The 17,356-nt window shown below is 59.7% G+C and carries 12 protein-coding genes and 2 tRNA genes; 9 read left to right on the top strand and 5 right to left on the bottom strand.

What is annotated here, in order from left to right:
- Positions 1 to 19 precede the first annotated feature (19 nt).
- The 3 genes from ACQKP4_RS09500 to ACQKP4_RS09510 all read left to right on the top strand — a co-directional run bounded on the left by ACQKP4_RS09500 (position 20) and on the right by ACQKP4_RS09510 (position 4,396).
- Positions 20 to 1,579: an AmpG family muropeptide MFS transporter gene (locus ACQKP4_RS09500; protein ID WP_427632499.1), complete on the top strand. Its 1,560-nt coding sequence runs from the start codon at positions 20 to 22 to the stop codon at positions 1,577 to 1,579.
- 130 nt (positions 1,580 to 1,709) lie between these two features.
- Complete coding sequence (locus tag ACQKP4_RS09505; RefSeq protein ID WP_427632501.1) at positions 1,710 to 3,425, top strand: proline--tRNA ligase; 1,716 nt, start codon at positions 1,710 to 1,712, stop codon at positions 3,423 to 3,425.
- A 17-nt stretch (positions 3,426 to 3,442) separates the two neighbouring features.
- On the top strand, positions 3,443 to 4,396 hold the full coding sequence (locus ACQKP4_RS09510) for a hypothetical protein (protein WP_427632502.1): 954 nt from the start codon (positions 3,443 to 3,445) through the stop codon (positions 4,394 to 4,396).
- A gap of 114 nt (positions 4,397 to 4,510) precedes the next feature.
- On the opposite strand, the gene dinB is transcribed toward ACQKP4_RS09510, so the two are convergent.
- Entirely contained in the window at positions 4,511 to 5,572 is a 1,062-nt protein-coding gene (gene dinB, locus ACQKP4_RS09515) for a DNA polymerase IV (RefSeq protein WP_427632504.1), read from the bottom strand.
- A gap of 301 nt (positions 5,573 to 5,873) precedes the next feature.
- Here dinB and ACQKP4_RS09520 point away from each other — a divergent pair.
- The 4 genes from ACQKP4_RS09520 to ACQKP4_RS09535 all read left to right on the top strand — a co-directional run bounded on the left by ACQKP4_RS09520 (position 5,874) and on the right by ACQKP4_RS09535 (position 10,451).
- A tRNA-Met gene (locus tag ACQKP4_RS09520) sits at positions 5,874 to 5,950 on the top strand.
- A 193-nt stretch (positions 5,951 to 6,143) separates the two neighbouring features.
- Positions 6,144 to 6,220, top strand: a tRNA-Met gene (locus ACQKP4_RS09525).
- Between the two features lie 278 nt (positions 6,221 to 6,498).
- Positions 6,499 to 9,141: a bifunctional lysylphosphatidylglycerol flippase/synthetase MprF gene (mprF, locus tag ACQKP4_RS09530; RefSeq protein ID WP_427632506.1), complete on the top strand. Its 2,643-nt coding sequence runs from the start codon at positions 6,499 to 6,501 to the stop codon at positions 9,139 to 9,141.
- Entirely contained in the window at positions 9,141 to 10,451 is a 1,311-nt protein-coding gene (locus ACQKP4_RS09535) for an AcvB/VirJ family lysyl-phosphatidylglycerol hydrolase (RefSeq protein ID WP_427632508.1), read from the top strand. The genes mprF and ACQKP4_RS09535 overlap by 1 nt, the downstream gene beginning before the upstream one ends.
- A gap of 124 nt (positions 10,452 to 10,575) precedes the next feature.
- On the opposite strand, the gene ACQKP4_RS09540 is transcribed toward ACQKP4_RS09535, so the two are convergent.
- From ACQKP4_RS09540 to ACQKP4_RS09550, 3 genes are read right to left on the bottom strand one after another with little or no spacing between them, the layout of a single operon-like run.
- A complete protein-coding gene (locus ACQKP4_RS09540; RefSeq protein ID WP_427632510.1) occupies positions 10,576 to 11,247 on the bottom strand; it encodes a PP2C family protein-serine/threonine phosphatase in 672 nt (223 codons plus the stop codon).
- Entirely contained in the window at positions 11,244 to 11,942 is a 699-nt protein-coding gene (locus ACQKP4_RS09545) for a hypothetical protein (protein WP_427632512.1), read from the bottom strand. The genes ACQKP4_RS09540 and ACQKP4_RS09545 overlap by 4 nt, the downstream gene beginning before the upstream one ends.
- A 1-nt stretch (position 11,943) precedes the next feature.
- Positions 11,944 to 12,711, bottom strand: coding sequence for a MarR family transcriptional regulator (locus ACQKP4_RS09550; protein ID WP_427632514.1), 768 nt, complete (start codon positions 12,709 to 12,711; stop codon positions 11,944 to 11,946).
- 495 nt (positions 12,712 to 13,206) lie between these two features.
- Between ACQKP4_RS09550 and ACQKP4_RS09555 the strand changes: the two genes are divergently transcribed.
- Positions 13,207 to 13,533 (top strand): DUF3077 domain-containing protein, encoded by a 327-nt coding sequence (locus ACQKP4_RS09555; RefSeq protein WP_427632515.1) that lies wholly within the window; start codon positions 13,207 to 13,209, stop codon positions 13,531 to 13,533.
- A 190-nt stretch (positions 13,534 to 13,723) separates the two neighbouring features.
- On the opposite strand, the gene ACQKP4_RS09560 is transcribed toward ACQKP4_RS09555, so the two are convergent.
- Positions 13,724 to 15,625: a potassium transporter Kup gene (locus tag ACQKP4_RS09560; protein ID WP_427632517.1), complete on the bottom strand. Its 1,902-nt coding sequence runs from the start codon at positions 15,623 to 15,625 to the stop codon at positions 13,724 to 13,726.
- Positions 15,626 to 15,912: 287 nt separating this feature from the next.
- Here ACQKP4_RS09560 and rimO point away from each other — a divergent pair, with 287 nt between their 5' ends.
- Entirely contained in the window at positions 15,913 to 17,250 is a 1,338-nt protein-coding gene (rimO, locus tag ACQKP4_RS09565) for a 30S ribosomal protein S12 methylthiotransferase RimO (RefSeq protein ID WP_427632519.1), read from the top strand.
- The last annotated feature ends 106 nt before the right edge of the window (positions 17,251 to 17,356 follow it).

Here is a 17,356-nt window from a genome sequence, read left to right on the forward strand (position 1 = left end):
TTGAGGCAGACTCCAGCCCATGCCCCGTAAAACCTGGCGCGCCGCGCTCGCCGCCTATGCCAGCCCCTCGACGCTCGTGTTGTTGTTGCTTGGTTTCGCCGCCGGCCTGCCCTACATGCTGGTGTTTTCGACGCTTTCCGTCTGGCTGCGTGAGGCCGGTGTGGCCCGCGAAACCATCGGCTATGCAAGCCTGATCGGCTTGGCCTACGCCTTTAAATGGGTCTGGTCCCCGCTGCTCGACCAATGGCGCCTGCCGTTTCTCGGCAAGCTCGGCCGCCGGCGTTCCTGGCTGGTGCTGTCGCAGTCACTGGTGATCCTCGGCCTGATCGGCATGGGTTTCTGCGACCCGCAAAAGCATTTGTCCTGGCTGATCGCCATTGCGGTGATCGTCGCCTTTGCCTCGGCGACACAAGACATTGCCGTCGACGCCTACCGCCTGGAAATTGCCGAAGACAGTCGCCAAGCGGCGCTGGCGGCCAGCTACATGTCTGGCTATCGCATCGCGGCACTGCTGGCCACCGCCGGCGCCTTATTCTTCGCTGAAGGTTTCGGCTCTACCGGTTTCAACTACCAGCACTCCGCGTGGGCCGGCACCTATGTGCTGTTTGGCGCACTGATGATCCCGGCGCTGCTGACCACTTTTTTCATGCGCGAACCACCCGTGCCACTGCGCACTCAACTTCAGGCCGGCCGCTACACGTTTGTGCATCAATTGGCGTCCGTGTTCGTACTGATCGTACTGCTGGTGTCCGTACCGGCGATGTTCACCCAGCTCTACAACACCGATTTCGCCAGCGTGCTGTTCGAAGGCGTGAGCCTGCTCGACCTGCTGCTGCAAGACCGCGCGTTCCTGCGGGCGATTCTTTACATCACGCTCACCGCGCTGTGCCTGTCAGCCATCGGCCGTCGCGGCCTGGCGCCCGTGCTGACACCGGTCAACGACTTCATTCTGCGTTATCGCTGGCAAGCGTTCCTGCTGCTCGGGCTGATCGCCACCTACCGCATGTCCGATACGGTGATGGGCGTCATGGCCAACGTGTTCTACATCGACCAGGGTTTCACCAAGGACCAGATCGCCAGCGTCAGCAAAATTTTCGGCCTGATCATGACGCTGGTAGGCGCCGGCATGGGCGGCCTGCTGATCGTGCGCTTCGGTATCCTGCCGATCCTGTTTATCGGCGGTGTCGCGTCCGCCGGCACTAACCTGCTGTTCCTGATGCTCGCCGACATGGGCGCCAACCTGGACATGCTGATCCTCACCATTTCCCTGGACAACTTCAGCTCAGGCCTCGCGACTTCGGCGTTCGTGGCTTACCTGTCGAGCCTGACCAACCTCAAATTCTCCGCGACCCAATACGCCCTGCTCAGCTCGATCATGCTGTTGCTGCCGCGCCTGATCGGCGGCTATTCGGGCGTCATGGTGGAGAAATTCGGCTACCACAACTTCTTCCTGATCACCGCCCTGCTCGGCGTCCCGACACTGGTTTTGATCGCCCTGCACTGGTTCCAGGAGAGCCGCCGCGCGGGGCCGACACCCAAGCCGGAACCGGTGTCGACCCAGGTCGCGGAAGAATCGTAGGACATTTCAACGAGGGCCCGGGGAATCCAGCCCTCCTGCCACACCGCCGACCGCGCGCCTGTACGCCAGCAGATCTCGCCCGTACAATGCTCCGTCATTTCTCGTCATCAGCAACCGACAACGGCCAACCATGCGCACCAGTCAATTTTTGCTCGCCACACAGAAAGAAACGCCTTCCGACGCGGTCGTGATCAGCCATCAGCTGATGCTGCGCGCCGGCATGATCCGCAAACTCGCCTCGGGCCTCTACACCTGGCTGCCGATGGGCCTGCGAGTCATGCGCAAGGTCGAAGCCGTCGTTCGCGAAGAAATGAACGCCGCCGGCTCGCTTGAAGTGTTGATGCCGAGCACCCAACCGGCTGAGCTGTGGCAGGAATCCGGTCGCTGGGAAGAATACGGCCCGGAATTGCTGCGCTTCAAGGATCGCCACGGTCGTGATTTCTGCGCCGGCCCGACTCACGAAGAAGTGATCACCGACCTGATGCGCAACGAGTTGAGCAGCTACAAACAGCTGCCGATCAACCTGTATCAGATCCAGACCAAGTTCCGTGACGAAATCCGCCCACGCTTCGGTTTGATGCGCGGCCGCGAATTCATCATGAAGGACGCCTACTCGTTTCACGCCGACCAGCCTTCGCTGCAGGTCACCTACGACCGCATGCACCAGGCCTACTGCAACGTGTTCACTCGCCTGGGCCTGAAATTCCGCCCGGTTGAAGCGGACAACGGCTCGATCGGTGGCGCCGGCTCCCACGAGTTCCACGTGCTGGCCGAATCCGGCGAAGACGACATCGTCTTCAGCAACGGTTCCGACTACGCCGCGAACATCGAGAAGGCCGAAGCCGTACCGCGTGAGACGTCCCGCGCCGCGCCTGCCGAAGAGCTGCGCTTGGTCGACACCCCGAACGCCAAGACCATTGCGCAACTGGTTGAAGGCTTCGGCCTGCCAATCGAAAAAACCATCAAGACCCTCGTGGTTCACGCTGAAGAAGCAGGCAAGCTGATTGCCCTGATCATCCGTGGCGATCACGAGCTGAACGAAATCAAGGCTGCCCGGCAGCCAGGCGTTGCCAGCCCGCTGGTCATGGCCTCGGAAAGCGAATTGCGCGACGCCATTGGCGCGGGCGCTGGCTCCCTCGGCCCGTTGAACCTGCCGCTGCCAATCATCATCGACCGCTCCGTCGAGCTGATGAGCGATTTCGGTATCGGCGCCAACATCGACGACAAGCACTACTTCGGCGTGAACTGGGAGCGTGACCTGCCGGTTCCAACCGTTGCCGACCTGCGCAACGTGGTCGCTGGCGACCCGAGCCCTGACGGCAAAGGCACCCTGGAAATCAAGCGCGGCATCGAAGTCGGGCACATTTTCCAGCTGGGCAACAAATACAGCAAAGCGATGAAGTGCGAAGTGCTGGGCGAGAACGGCAAACCCGTCACCCTGGAAATGGGTTGCTACGGCATTGGCGTTTCCCGCGTGGTGGCAGCAGCCATCGAGCAGAGCAACGACGCCAACGGCATCATCTGGAGCGACACTCTGGCGCCGTTCCAGATTGCCCTGGTACCGCTGCGCTACGACAACGAGCAGGTTCGCGAAGCCACCGACACGCTGTACGCAGAACTGACTGCGGCCGGTTTCGAAGTGCTGCTGGACGACCGCGACAAGAAAACCAGCCCGGGCATCAAGTTCGCGGACATGGAGCTGATCGGCATTCCTCACCGGATCGTGGTCAGTGACCGCGGCCTCGCCGATGGCAATCTGGAATACAAGAGCCGCACCGAGGCCGAGCCGCAAGCGCTGCCGGTCGCTGACGTGCTGTCTTTCCTCCAGGCCCGAATCCGCCGCTGACACCAGATAGAGAAGTCATGTTCAAGCGAAACACCTTAGGCCTCGGTGGTGCCGCCCTGTGCGGCACCCTGCTGGTCAGCGGCTGTGCCAATCAAATGTCACAACGCAGCGAGCACGAGGAACGTGTCGAGCGCAAATTGCTCGATCACAGCCTGCAGATCGATGTCGGTGAGCCCAAGGAGCTGGAGCTGCCGCAACGCCGGGTGAAGATCCACGAGCAGAAGACGTTCGAAGTCACCGAGTTCGAGGTCACGCGCCACTACGATCGCTACACGCCTTACCAACCCTGGCGCGAGGTCTATGAGATCCCGCTGGGGATGGTGGCCATCGTGGCCGGTGTCGGCGCGAACGTGGTCAACGTGTTTACCCTCGGCAACTTGCCGGACAGCGTGACCAAGGATTGGCTGAGCTACGGTTTCGCCGGGGTTAACCCGTTCATGAACGTGCAATCCCACGGCCGTGCGCAACAAAACCTCGCTGGCATCGATGAGGTGCAACTCGACAAGCGCACCGAATATTCGAGCCTGCCATGGAGCGAGCGCCCGGTTCAGGTCAAGGCGGGCAAGGAAACGTTCGATCTGACCACCGATAAGAACGGTGTGCTGCGCTTGAACCTGTTGGACAGTCCGTTCGCCGAACATGACATCAATCATCTGACCCGCCTGCTGATCAGCGTCGAAGATGCGCAGGACGATGTGCACACCGACTCGTCCCTGGCGGTCAGCAGCGGCTTGCGTGGCAAATTGCTCGAAGCCCACGGGCTGATTTACGACGACCTCGAAGACGACGAAGTGAGCCAGTGGGTACACCGGGTCAAGCGTCTATCGGAACTGGGTCTGGAAGAAGAAGCCAGCGAGCTGGAGCAGAGTTTGATTGAACTGACTCGCAACGATCCGGAGTTACAGACCGAATTTCTCAGATCATTGACGCGGGATGGCGGACGATTGGTGGCGGATCCAAACCCGAATTAAAAGCTAAAGCTTCGCGAGCAAGCCCGCTCCCACAGCGACCACGTCAATAAGACGAACGCGGTCAACGGTGGGAGCGGGCTTGCTCGCGAATAGACCTTTGGATTCACCACACATCTAGCGCTCAAACAACTCCATCTGCTCAAACCCGCCCCGCAAATCCTCCAGCCTGACCCCAACCCCCAACAATCGCACCGGTTTGCCGCCGCGATTGAACGCCTGGGTCAGCAACAACTGATAACTTCCCAAGTCCCGCCCTGCCCCGGCCTGCTCAAGTGTGGTCTGGGTAAAGTCATGGAATTTCACTTTCACGAATGGTTTGCCCGGCCGATAGCTGCTGTCGATCCGCGCCATGCGGCCCGCCAGGGTGTCCAGCAACTCGGGTAATTTATTCAGGCAGCTCAGCAGATCTGGCAAGTCCACGTCGTAGGTATTTTCGACACTGATCGACTGACGCCGGCTGTCGTTATGCACCAAACGCTCATCGATCCCACGCGCGAGGCTCCAGAGTCGCTCGCCGAAACTGCCGAATTCGCGCACCAGCGCCAACTTGTCCCACTCGCGTAACTGCGAGCAATCGACGATGCCGAGCCGCCCCAGCTTGTCGGCGGTGACTTTGCCGACGCCGTGCAGCTTGCTCACGGGCAAACCGCTGACGAAATCCTCGACCTGATCCGGGGTAATGACGAACAACCCATTGGGCTTCTTCCAGTCGCTGGCGATTTTTGCCAGAAACTTGTTCGGCGCCACGCCGGCGGAAACCGTGATGTGCAATTGATTAGAGACACGCCGGCGAATGTCCTGGGCGATTCGCGTGGCGCTGCCGCCGAAATGCGCACTGTCCGACACGTCGAGGTAGGCCTCATCAAGCGACAGCGGCTCGATCATGTCGGTGTAATCGCGAAAGATCGTGTGAATTTCCTTCGACGCTTCTCGATAGGCGTCCATGCGCGGCTTGACGATGGTCAAGTCAGGACAGAGTTTCAAGGCATGCCCGGACGACATCGCCGAGCGCACGCCATACGCGCGCGCCTCATAGTTACAGGTGGCGATCACCCCACGCCGATCCGCCGACCCGCCCACCGCCAGCGGCTTGCCGGCGAGGCGCGGGTCGTCACGCATCTCGATGGCGGCGTAGAAACAGTCGCAATCGACGTGGATGATTTTTCGCTGAGTCATATAAAAGCGGTGTTCATGGCGAAGAAAAGGAGTGTCGGCGCGTCGGATCGGCAGTATCTCACTGACACCTGTATATAGCACCAGTAGTCTGAATCTTCTTTCCCGGCCGTAGGAAAGGTACTAGATGAATTTATATTTTCAATCGAAAGCCGCCTCTCGATAGAGCTACAACCCTTGCCGCGCCTGCGTTGCAGCCGGTCCAGACGCCGCCATTACCCGCTAAGCGATTGAAGCAGAACAGGTTTTATCCGGATTGAAGGTTGACAGCCCGGCGATCCTCTGTAGAATGCCGACACACAGACGCGGGATGGAGCAGTCTGGTAGCTCGTCGGGCTCATAACCCGAAGGTCGTCGGTTCAAATCCGGCTCCCGCAACCAAACATCAAAAAAGGCTACTCGAAAGAGTGGCCTTTTTTGTGCGCGTCGGTTTTTGCTCGAAAGGAGAAATCGTTCGGATTCCGAAACTTAACCCTCCCCCGTGACCGTTCGACGCTCATTTACGCTTATTTGACCTATCTCAGGATTAACGGTTGACACCCAAGCGTATCTCTATAGAATGCCGCCACACAGACGCGGGATGGAGCAGTCTGGTAGCTCGTCGGGCTCATAACCCGAAGGTCGTCGGTTCAAATCCGGCTCCCGCAACCAAACATCAGAAAAGGCTGCTCGAAAGAGTGGCCTTTTTTGTATCTGTTGAAAAAGTCCTTTCGCAACAATGACCTGTCACTGTGTAGCGAGTCGTTCGGGATCACCCATTTTCTGAGATCAGACTATGCTGAGTCGCAGACAGAACCCGCCACGACGCAAGACATGCCATCGCCCTTACCCGGTGAGAGGCGTTAATATTTGTGATTATTTTTTTCTACAGGGATTGGTAACTTGGCTCGATACCTCCATCCTGTCGCGCACAATCCAAGAGGTGATTGATGCGCGCCAACTCGTCTGATTCACAAGACACCGTCACAGCGACGCAACCGCTCAAGGCCGAGCGCTTGCGCCTGCTTGATCTGATCAGCAAATACCGTCAGCCCATCGGGCTTGCGGTCACTCTGCTGCTGTTCGCTATTGCGCTGATTGCCTGTCGTCACCTGCTGAGCGAACTCGATCTTTACGCGCTGCACGACTCCATTCTCGACGTCCCGAGACCGGCCTTGCTCGGCGCCTTGGGCGCGACCGTGGTCGGCTTCATCATTCTGCTGGGCTACGAGTGGTCGGCCAGCCGCTATGCCGGCGTGACACTGGCGCCGCGCACCCTGGCGCTGGGCGGGTTCACGGCATTTGCCATCGGCAATGCCATCGGTCTGTCGATGCTCTCGGGAGGGTCGGTTCGCTACCGTTTATATGCGCGTCATGGACTTGGGGCTTCTGAAGTCGCACACATGACGTTGTTCGCCAGCCTGTCGCTTGGCTGCGCGCTTCCGCCATTGGCCGCCCTGGCGACCCTCAGCAACCTTCCTGCCGCCTCCAGCGCCCTGGGTCTGTCCGAAGTGTTGCTGGGCGTGATTGCCGCCGCGGTGTTGCTGCTGTTCAGCGTCGTGGCCATCGGTATCTATCGCCGTCGCCTGCCGGAACAGCCTTACAAGGATAATTTGCTGGTCAAGGTCGGACGTCGCACGCTGCGCTTGCCGGGCCGCCGGCTGACCTTCCTGCAACTGATCATCACCGCGCTGGACGTGGCGGCGGCGGCGACCGTGCTTTATCTGCTATTGCCTGAAGCCCCGCCGTTTGGCGCGTTCCTGCTGGTGTATCTGCTGGCATTGGCGGCCGGTGTTCTCAGCCATGTGCCCGGCGGTGTCGGGGTGTTCGAAGCGATTCTGCTGGCCGCGTTCGCCGACACGCTCGGTGCGGCGCCACTGGCGGCTGCGCTGCTGCTTTATCGCCTGATCTATGTCGTGTTGCCGTTGTTGGTGGCTTGCCTGTTCTTGCTGATCAACGAAGGCCAGCGGCTGTTTCAGACACGTCAGTCCTTGCGCGCCGCCTCTGGCCTGGCTGCGCCGATTCTGGCGGTGCTGGTGTTTCTTTCCGGCGTGGTGTTGCTGTTCTCCGGCGTGACCCCGGAAATCGACACGCGCCTGGAACACATCGGCTTTCTGATTCCGCACCGCTTGGTCGACGCTTCGCACTTCGGCGCCAGCCTGGTCGGCGTGCTCTGCTTGCTGCTGGCGCAAGGGCTGCGCCGGCGCTTGTCGGCCGCCTGGATGCTGACCACGATTTTGTTGCTGGTCGGCGCCGTACTCTCGCTGCTGAAAGGTTTCGACTGGGAAGAAGCAAGCCTGATGACCCTCACCGCGAGCCTGCTGGGGGTTTTCCGGCGCTCGTTTTATCGCGCCAGCCGTCTGACCGAGTTGCCGTTCTCGCCGCTGTACCTGGTGGCGAGCCTGTGCGTACTCGGCGCGTCGATCTGGCTGCTGTTATTCGCCTACCAGGACGTCCCGTACAGCCATCAACTCTGGTGGCAGTTCACCCTCGACGCCGATGCGCCGCGCGGTTTGCGCTCGCTGCTCGGCGCTGCGGTGTTGCTGGTCGTGGTGTCCCTGACCTGGCTGCTGCGCACCGCGCGGCCGATCATTCATCTGCCGACGCCCGATGAACTGGATCGCGCCGCGAAGATTCTGATGGCCTCCTCCCAACCGGATGGCGGCCTGGCATTGACCGGTGACAAGGCGTTGCTGTTTCACCCCAACGACGAGGCGTTTCTGATGTACGCCCGCCGTGGGCGCAGCCTGGTGGCGCTGTATGACCCGATCGGCCCGACCCAGCAACGGGCCGAGATGATCTGGCAGTTCCGCGACCTCTGCGACATTCACCACGCCCGTCCCGTGTTCTATCAAGTGCGCGCCGAAAACCTGCCGTACTACATGGACATCGGCCTGACCGCGATCAAGCTCGGCGAAGAAGCCCGGGTCGATCTGCAGCGCTTTGATCTCGAGGCCAAGGGCAAAGAGATGAAAGACCTGCGCTACACCTGGAACCGTGGCACCCGCGATGGCCTGTCGCTGGAGATCCACGAACCCGGGCAAGCGCCGATGGACGAGCTGAAGGTGATTTCCGATGCCTGGCTGACCGGCAAGAACGTGCGCGAGAAAGGCTTCTCCCTCGGCCGCTTCAGTGATGAATACCTCAAACACTTCCGCGTGGCGGTGATTCGTTTCGAAGGGCGCCCGGTGGCCTTCGCCAACTTGCTCGAGACTTACAGCCACGACCTGGCCAGCCTCGACCTGATGCGCGCGCACCCGGACGCCCCCAAGCTGACCATGGAGTTCATGATGGTCGGCCTGATTCAACATTATAAAAATCATGGATACGCACGATTCAGCCTGGGCATGGTGCCGTTGTCGGGGTTGCAACCCCGTCGTGGCGCACCGCTGACCCAGCGCCTGGGCTCGATGGTGTTCCGCCGTGGTGAGCAGCTCTACAACTTCCAAGGCTTGCGCCGCTTCAAAGACAAATTCCAGCCTGACTGGGAACCCCGTTATATGGCCGTGCCCGCCGGACTCGATCCGCTGGTTGCCCTGGCCGATACTGCTGCCCTGATTGCGGGCGGCTTGACCGGATTGGTGAAACGCTGATGATTCAACGCTCCTTGCGGTACGTACTGGCCACTCTGGTAGTGCTGGCCCTGATTCTCGGTGGCGGTTACTGGTACCTCAAACGCCCGGCACCGGCACCGACCCTCGAAACGCTGACGCCCGCCGATGGCATCGCCATGACCCGCGTGATTCCCGGCACCACGCCGAAGGCTCAGGTGCTGGTGGCGGTGAATGCCGACCAGAAGCTCAGCGATCAACAATTGATCACACTGAGCCGCTCCGGTTCGGCGCAGATTGTTCAAGTGATTCTGCCCAAGGAATGCCTGCTGCAAAGCCGTGCACTGCAATCGGGCCTGCGCGAGCTGAAAGGCCCGGCGACCCTGGTCAGCGGCATCGGCCCCGGTGCCGTGTTGGCCTGGCGCTGGTTGTCCGAGCAGAAAAACGACAAGGCCCAGGCTGTGTCCGTCGACCTCGCGCTGGAAAAAGGTGGCTGCACTCACCTGCTGCCCAAAAGCGCCGCGCACGGCCACTGGCTGGTGGCATGGAACGACAACCCGGACGACGCCAGCGCAGGCTTCGTGCGCGACCAGCCCAATGCCGAAACCAGCATCAGCGACTACGACATCAACCTGCCGCAAGTGCTGAACAACGAATTGCGCAAGATCCTCGTCGGCGGCGACAAAGCCGCTGGCGGTCTGCAAATCCCCGTGGTCGAAGTGCCGGCCGGCCAAGCCAGGGACACTGTCACCCTGTTCCTCTCCGGTGACGGCGGCTGGCGCGACCTCGACCGCGACGTGGCGGGCGAGATGGCCAAGATCGGTTACCCGGTGGTCGGCATCGACACCCTGCGCTACTACTGGCAGCACAAGAGCCCGGAGCAAAGCGCCCTGGACCTCGCCGAACTGATGCAGCACTACCGCCAGAAATGGGGCACCAAGCGCTTCATCCTGACCGGTTACTCGTTCGGCGCCGACGTACTGCCGGCGATCTACAACCGCCTGGCCGAGTCGGAACAGCAGCGCGTCGACGCGATCATCCTGCTGGCCTTCGCCCGCACCGGCAGCTTCGAAATCGAAGTCGAAGGCTGGCTCGGCAACGCCGGCAAAGAAGCCGCCACCGGCCCGGAAATGGCCAAACTGCCTGTCGATAAAGTGGTGTGCATCTACGGCGAAGAAGAATTCGACGAAAGCGGCTGCACCGACAAGACCGCCGTGGGCGAAGCCGTGAAACTGCCTGGCGGCCACCACTTCGACGAGAACTACCCTGCCCTCGCCCAGCGCCTGGTAGATATCATCGTCAAGCGCCAGGCCAAGCAAGACGCGCCGGCAGATGCCGCCGCTCAAGAATGATCTGAGCGACACGTAACAAAAAGCCCCCGCAGCCGTTTGGTTGTGGGGGCTTTTTTTTACAGATACCAACATTAAGCGCTTCCAGCTTGCCGGACTTCATGTCGGTGATCTGTGTTTTACAGGGTTAAAGCTGAACATCTATCCACGTTACATCATCCTCAACAGCAATAAAGTCGCTGTTCGGTGCTGCCAACAAACGACTTTGCTGCGACTCCGTCAACTCCGCCCAGAAGCCATCGGTTACGAACACTAGTCGCTCACCAACAGCCAACGGGTGAAATACAAAGTCAGCGTCCGGGGCACGATTAACCTTCAGGCATCGGGTTACCCGGTTTCGAGCAGGATCTTGCGCCAGCTCGCGGTGAGAACGGTCGCGCCTCCAATTGGCCTTGCAGTGGGGCGGCGTAATCCACTCGATTGTGCCCGCCGGTGTCACAACACCGCACGAACAGTCCCCCTCATACGCAAGCGTGAGCTTCCCATGAGCAGCGAAACCGATCAGGTAACACGTGGTCCCTGTCTGGTCCGCAAACAAAATGGGGTGAAGCTCCGCCAGCAATGAACAAAGCAGCCGCTCAACTGCTTCGTGCGCGGTGATATCGCCCCCTCGATGCATGTGTTTCGGGTAGGCCGCTAAAACACCTTTTACGAAGCATTCAGCCAGTTGGCCACTGCCGGGCTTCGACGTGCCATCCGTAATGACGAACAGCCCTCTGCCATCGACGCACAGAGCACCAGCAGAGTCATGATTGGCTTTCTTGGTCCGACCTATCACTGATCTGGTGATGTATCTCATGCGTTGCTGAGGTCTTTCATGCGCATGTGAATAATTCGGCCTCTACCCGGATTGGCCTGCACCGAGCCCGAGCTTTCAATCACGTAGTCGATACCGTTGAGCACCGTGAGCTCTCGTATTCCAGTCGTGATGAACTTCTTAAGCTCAGGCTCAGCTTGACGAACTTCTTCTAAAAGCTCTGTACGACCATCAATCAAGATGAGGATATCTTCGACGTCTTTGTGGTAAGGATCTCCCTCACCGCGACCACTAAAAGCCTCTAGTTTCGTCGCAAGAAAGTAGGTCGGTTTAAATATCTGGATGACTGCCCCACTGGGTAACGTAAATTTATCGGACCTCGCCAGCCCCTCCACAAACCAACGGTTTGCATACCCGAGAACTGCGGGGTCAGAAGGCATCACGTCAACAACGACGTCGTTGAAACGGAAACGACAGTTGACTTCATCCTCTCCGGTGATCTTGAAGTTCTTTGCCGCCAGCCGTTCTATGAGATGTTGCCAGGCGCTAATGCCTGCCAGCTCGATGACCAAGTCAACATCATCGGTGAAACGAATGTCGTCCAACACAGCAGCATCAGTGACCAGCATGGCTGTCGTACAACCACCGACAAAAGCAACCTCGGTAAGAAACGCCGCCCCCAAACCGTCTGCAACAAACTCTATGAGCTCGTAGTTGTGATCAGCGTTTGATGACATTTTATTTCAACCCCATCCCTGCTTTTAGAATGTTAATCGCCACACCACACTCTCGCGGGCCACCAAGACGGATCGCGTCAGCAAGCGCAAGATAGTGATAAAGGATCCTGTCCCGCTTCACTGCTTCCGGCACCGTCTTGTAGAGCGGCTCTATCGCCTGGCCGCGCTCAGTTCCGAGTGCATCAGGCCAAACCGGAATCAACCCGCCAGCGCTCTTGATGCTTTTGGACAGAGCGGGGGCAGCGAAGCCTGTTGGAATCCCGCGAACCATCGCGCCCGGCTTCACTGGGAAAAAGTATTTAAGAGCGTGCTCGGTGATTTTCAGCAGCTCTCGCCGATTAACTTTCGGGAGCCCGGTGTCGTAGTCATTGGTCAGCAATCCGGACTCACGACACCGGGCTATAGCGTTTGAAATCTCGCTTTTGCTCAGACCAAGAGACGCCGACAACGCACGCAACGAGTAGCCTTCACTCCAGCTCCCCAGCGACGCAGAAGGTACAGACTCCGACCACCCTTCCCAACCTTCCTCGTCACCCAAGGATGAGTCGAACGCCTGGCGCTGAAATACGGCTTCTTCACCATCGGCGGGGTAGGTGACTACCGGCTGACCCACTCGCCCCCCTGCCGTCATTTGATTTATCTGTTGAGGCTTCAACAATTCCTCAACCATGTTCGAATTCGACTCTGATTCCATTTTCCCAATGAGATTTTCTTCCTGAGCGTGCAGGCTGGCCATCTTGAACAAAAGCAAAATGTCTTGACTCTTCATGAAGCTAGAAACTCCAAGTGTCCACATTCCATAAAACGTGGACACTTGTCTCATTGAGAATATTGAGCCGTCAAGACCTTTCGATATTTGCAACAACGCGAAAACTCCCGCGACTTATCAAAATCTTTCACCGCATTTAGTTTCGTTTAACTTAACGTGGCGCAATATCGGATGACGCCCGCAGACCTTGTAGGCAAACTCCGAATCTCGCGTGTGGGCACTTTGATGCCTTGTTGCGCTTTTCTTTGACGGGATACTCTCCGGACGTCGCTGCAAATGCAGTGACCGGGTGTGGTAACCCGGAGAAACCAGCGCAACAGGCTTCATAGCGGACACAGGCATGCTTCATGTCTGCGATCTCCAGTTGTGGCGGCTGTGCGTGGGACGCCCTCGGGCGTGCCGGTTTCCTTGGTTCCCGGTTTACCACCCTGCGTACAGCTGCCTCCTTTCGTGTGGTAACGAAAATGGCAGCTCCTCGAAACCAGGAGAACGACCATGACCAAACCAGATTTATCCGCGTTTTCAAACCTGAAAACCATCGGCTTCACCCCGCTCATCTACTGCTCCGATCAGGCGTTGTTCAACGTCCGCTCCGGCGCCCCCATCGTTGAGGCATTGTCACAAGCCTCCGATCTGCTGTTCCTGGCCAAATCCTTCGCCGAGGATGCCGCTTACGCAAAAGACACCGACCGCCACGCCTGGGCCGCGCATTACCTGTCGGCCATGGGCAAGGCTGTGATCGATGATGTGGTGAAGGTGCTGACGCCGCGACCGGAACGGACAAAGACTGAATCTGCAGCCGAGCAGCCTGAGCGCCAGTAACACCATAGAAACCCTTGTGGGAGCGGGCTTGCTCGCGAAGAGGCCGTGTCAGTCGACATCATTCTTGAATGACACACCGCATTCGCGAGCAAGCCCGCTCCCACAGGGATATTCGTTGCGCCGGGACAATCTGATCAGACACAAAAAAGCCCCCGCTACCTCAACGGTAACGGGGGCTTTTTCAGCGGGCTTACATCTCTACTTGCGTCCCCAGCTCAATCACCCGGTTCAGCGGCAGATTGAAGAAGCGCAAATTGCCGTTGGCGTTCTGCAACATGAACGCGAACAGCGCCTCGCGCCAGCGGGCCATGCCTTCGAGTTTGGAGGCGATGACGGTTTCGCGGCTGAGGAAGTAGGTGGTGCGCATCGGGCTGAAGTCCAGGTCATCGAGGTGGCACAGTTTCAGCGCTTGCGGCACGTCCGGCTCGTCGACGAAGCCGAAGTGCAGGATCACGCGGAAGAAGCCTTCGCCGTAGGAGTCGACCTCGAAGCGTCGGGAAGCCGGTACGCGCGGGATGTCTTCGTACACCACGGTCAGCAGCACCACTTGCTCGTGCAGCACCTGGTTATGCAGCAGGTTGTGCAACAGCGCGTGGGGCACGGCGTCCGGGCGCGCGGTCAGGAACACCGCGGTGCCCTGCACGCGATGCGGCGGTTGCACGCGGATACTGCTGATAAAAATCGGCAGCGGCAAACCACCCTCGTCGAGACGCTCGACCAGCAGTTGCTTGCCGCGTTTCCAGGTAGTCATCAGCACGAACAGCACGATACCGGCGATCACCGGAAAGGCCCCGCCCTGGACGATTTTCGGCACGTTGGCGGCGAAGTACAGACCGTCCACCAGCAGGAAACCGAGCAACAGCGGCACCGCGAACACTGGCGGCCACTTCCACAACAGCAGCATCACCGCCGACACCAGGATCGTGGTCATCAGCATCGTGCCCGTCACCGCCACACCGTAGGCCGAGGCCAGGGCGCCGGAAGACTCGAAACCCAACACCAGCAAGATCACGCCGACCATCAGCGACCAGTTCACCGCGCCGATGTAGATCTGCCCCTGTTCGGCGCTGGACGTGTGTCGAATACGCATGCGCGGGATGTAACCGAGCTGGATCGCCTGACGGGTCAGGCTGAATGCGCCGGAGATGACCGCTTGCGAGGCAATGACGGTGGCCAGCGTCGACAGCCCGACCAACGGGATCAACGCCCAACTTGGCGCCAACAGATAGAACGGGTTGCGCGCGGCTTCCGGATCACCGAGCAGCAGCGCGCCCTGACCGAAATAGTTCAGCACCAGCGCCGGCAGGACGAGGATGAACCACGCCCGGGCAATCGGTTTGCGGCCGAAGTGCCCCATGTCCGCGTACAGCGCTTCGGCACCGGTCAGTGCCAGCACCACCGCACCGAGGATCGCTACGCCCATGCCCGGATGCATCATGAAAAAGCGCACGCCCCAGACCGGATTCATCGCTTGCAGCACTTCGGGGTGTTGCAGGATGCCGTAAACGCCCAGCGCCCCCAGCACTACAAACCAGGTGACCATGATCGGCCCGAACAGAATGCCGATGCGCGCGGTGCCGTGGCTCTGAATCAGGAACAGCGCCACCAGCACGATCAACGACAGCGGGACGACCCAGTGGTCGATGCCCTCGAACGCCAGCCCGAGGCCTTCAATCGCCGAGAGTACGGAAATGGCCGGGGTGATCATGCTGTCGCCGTAGAACAGCGCCGCACCGATCAACCCGCAGACCACCAGAAAACCTCGCAACTTCGGATGCCCCGCGGCGGCCCGTCGAGCCAGCGCGGTCAACGCCATGATCCCGCCTTCGCCCTGGTTGTCGGCGCGGAGGACATACATCATGTACTTGATCGAGACGACCCAGATCAGCGACCAGAAGATCAGCGCCAGGATCCCCAACACGCCGTCATGGTTGACCGGCACGCCGTAACCACCGGAGAACACTTCTTTAAGGGTGTACAGCGGGCTTGTACCGATGTCGCCATAAACCACCCCCACCGCCGCGACCAGCATGCCGATCGGTTTTGCCGCCGAACGCTCGGCGTCCGCCGCCTGACTACTTGCCTGCCCCATCCAAAACTCCTACTACCCAGACCCGGACTGCTTATAAGAAGCACTATGCTTTGCCGTGCAGCATGCGCTGTTTTACTTATGGTTACAGACGTTTTGTTGACTGTAAAAATTCGGTAAAGCGTTAAGGCGCGAAGCATAGCGCAGCACTCGTCGCATTTCCCTCATAAAGCTGGTCAAGTGCTCGACTGATCGCTAGAATTGCGCACTTTTTGATCAGAGGCACGCCAAGTGCCCGTCAGTCGCCTTGCCGCTCTCGGCTGGAGGCGTCACAAATACCGAGGTTAGACATGTCCACCACTCCTGCGCCGGCCAATCCAAAGGTTGGCTTCGTATCCCTGGGTTGCCCCAAAGCACTGGTCGACTCCGAGCGCATCCTTACCCAGCTGCGCATGGAAGGCTATGACGTCGTGTCCACTTACGAGGACGCCGACGTCGTGGTGGTCAACACCTGCGGTTTCATCGACTCGGCCAAGGCTGAATCGCTGGAAGTGATCGGCGAAGCCATCAAGGAAAACGGCAAGGTCATCGTGACCGGCTGCATGGGCGTCGAAGAAGGCAACATTCGCAAGGTGCACCCGAGCGTGCTGGCCGTGACCGGTCCGCAGCAATACGAGCAAGTGGTCAACGCCGTGCATGACGCCGTGCCGCCGCGCCAGGATCACAACCCGCTGATCGACCTGGTGCCGCCGCAAGGCGTCAAGCTGACCCCGCGCCACTACGCGTACCTGAAGATTTCCGAAGGCTGCAACCACAGCTGCAGCTTCTGCATCATCCCGTCGATGCGCGGCAAACTGGTCAGCCGTCCGGTTGGCGACGTGCTCGACGAGGCGCAGCGCCTGGTCAAGGCCGGCGTCAAAGAGCTGTTGGTGATCTCCCAAGACACCAGCGCCTACGGCGTCGACGTGAAATACCGCACCGGTTTCTGGAACGGCGCGCCGGTGAAAACCCGCATGACCGAACTCTGCGAAGCCCTGAGCAGCCTCGGTGTCTGGGTGCGCTTGCACTACGTTTACCCGTACCCGCACGTCGACGAGCTGATCCCGTTGATGGCCGCCGGCAAAATCCTGCCGTACCTGGACATCCCGTTCCAGCACGCCAGCCCGAAAGTCCTGAAAGCCATGAAACGCCCGGCGTTCGAAGACAAGACCCTGGCGCGGATCAAGAACTGGCGCGTGATCTGCCCGGACTTGATCATCCGTTCGACCTTCATCGTCGGCTTCCCGGGCGAAACCGAAGAAGACTTCCAGTACCTGCTGGACTGGCTGACCGAAGCACAACTCGACCGCGTCGGCTGCTTCCAGTACTCGCCGGTTGAAGGTGCCCCGGCCAACCTGCTGGACGCGGCCATCGTGCCGGACGACGTCAAACAGGACCGTTGGGACCGCTTCATGGCGCACCAGCAAGCCATCAGCTCGGCGCGCCTGCAACTGCGCGTCGGCCGTGAAATCGAAGTGCTGGTGGACGAAGTCGACGAGCAAGGCGCGGTCGGCCGCTGCTTCTTCGATGCCCCGGAAATCGACGGTAACGTGTTCATCGACAACGGCAGCAACTTGAAGCCGGGCGACAAAGTCTGGTGCAAAGTGACCGACGCCGACGAATACGACCTGTGGGCCGAACAGATCTAAACGCAAAAAATACGAAAAGCCCCGCTCTCTTGACGAGATGCGGGGCTTTTTTACGTCTATCGTTTTGGGTACGAACGGACTCTCATCATCCCGATAAAAGAGGCAG

This window comes from Pseudomonas sp. NPDC086278 (assembly GCF_050280905.1).
Lineage (GTDB): Bacteria > Pseudomonadota > Gammaproteobacteria > Pseudomonadales > Pseudomonadaceae > Aquipseudomonas.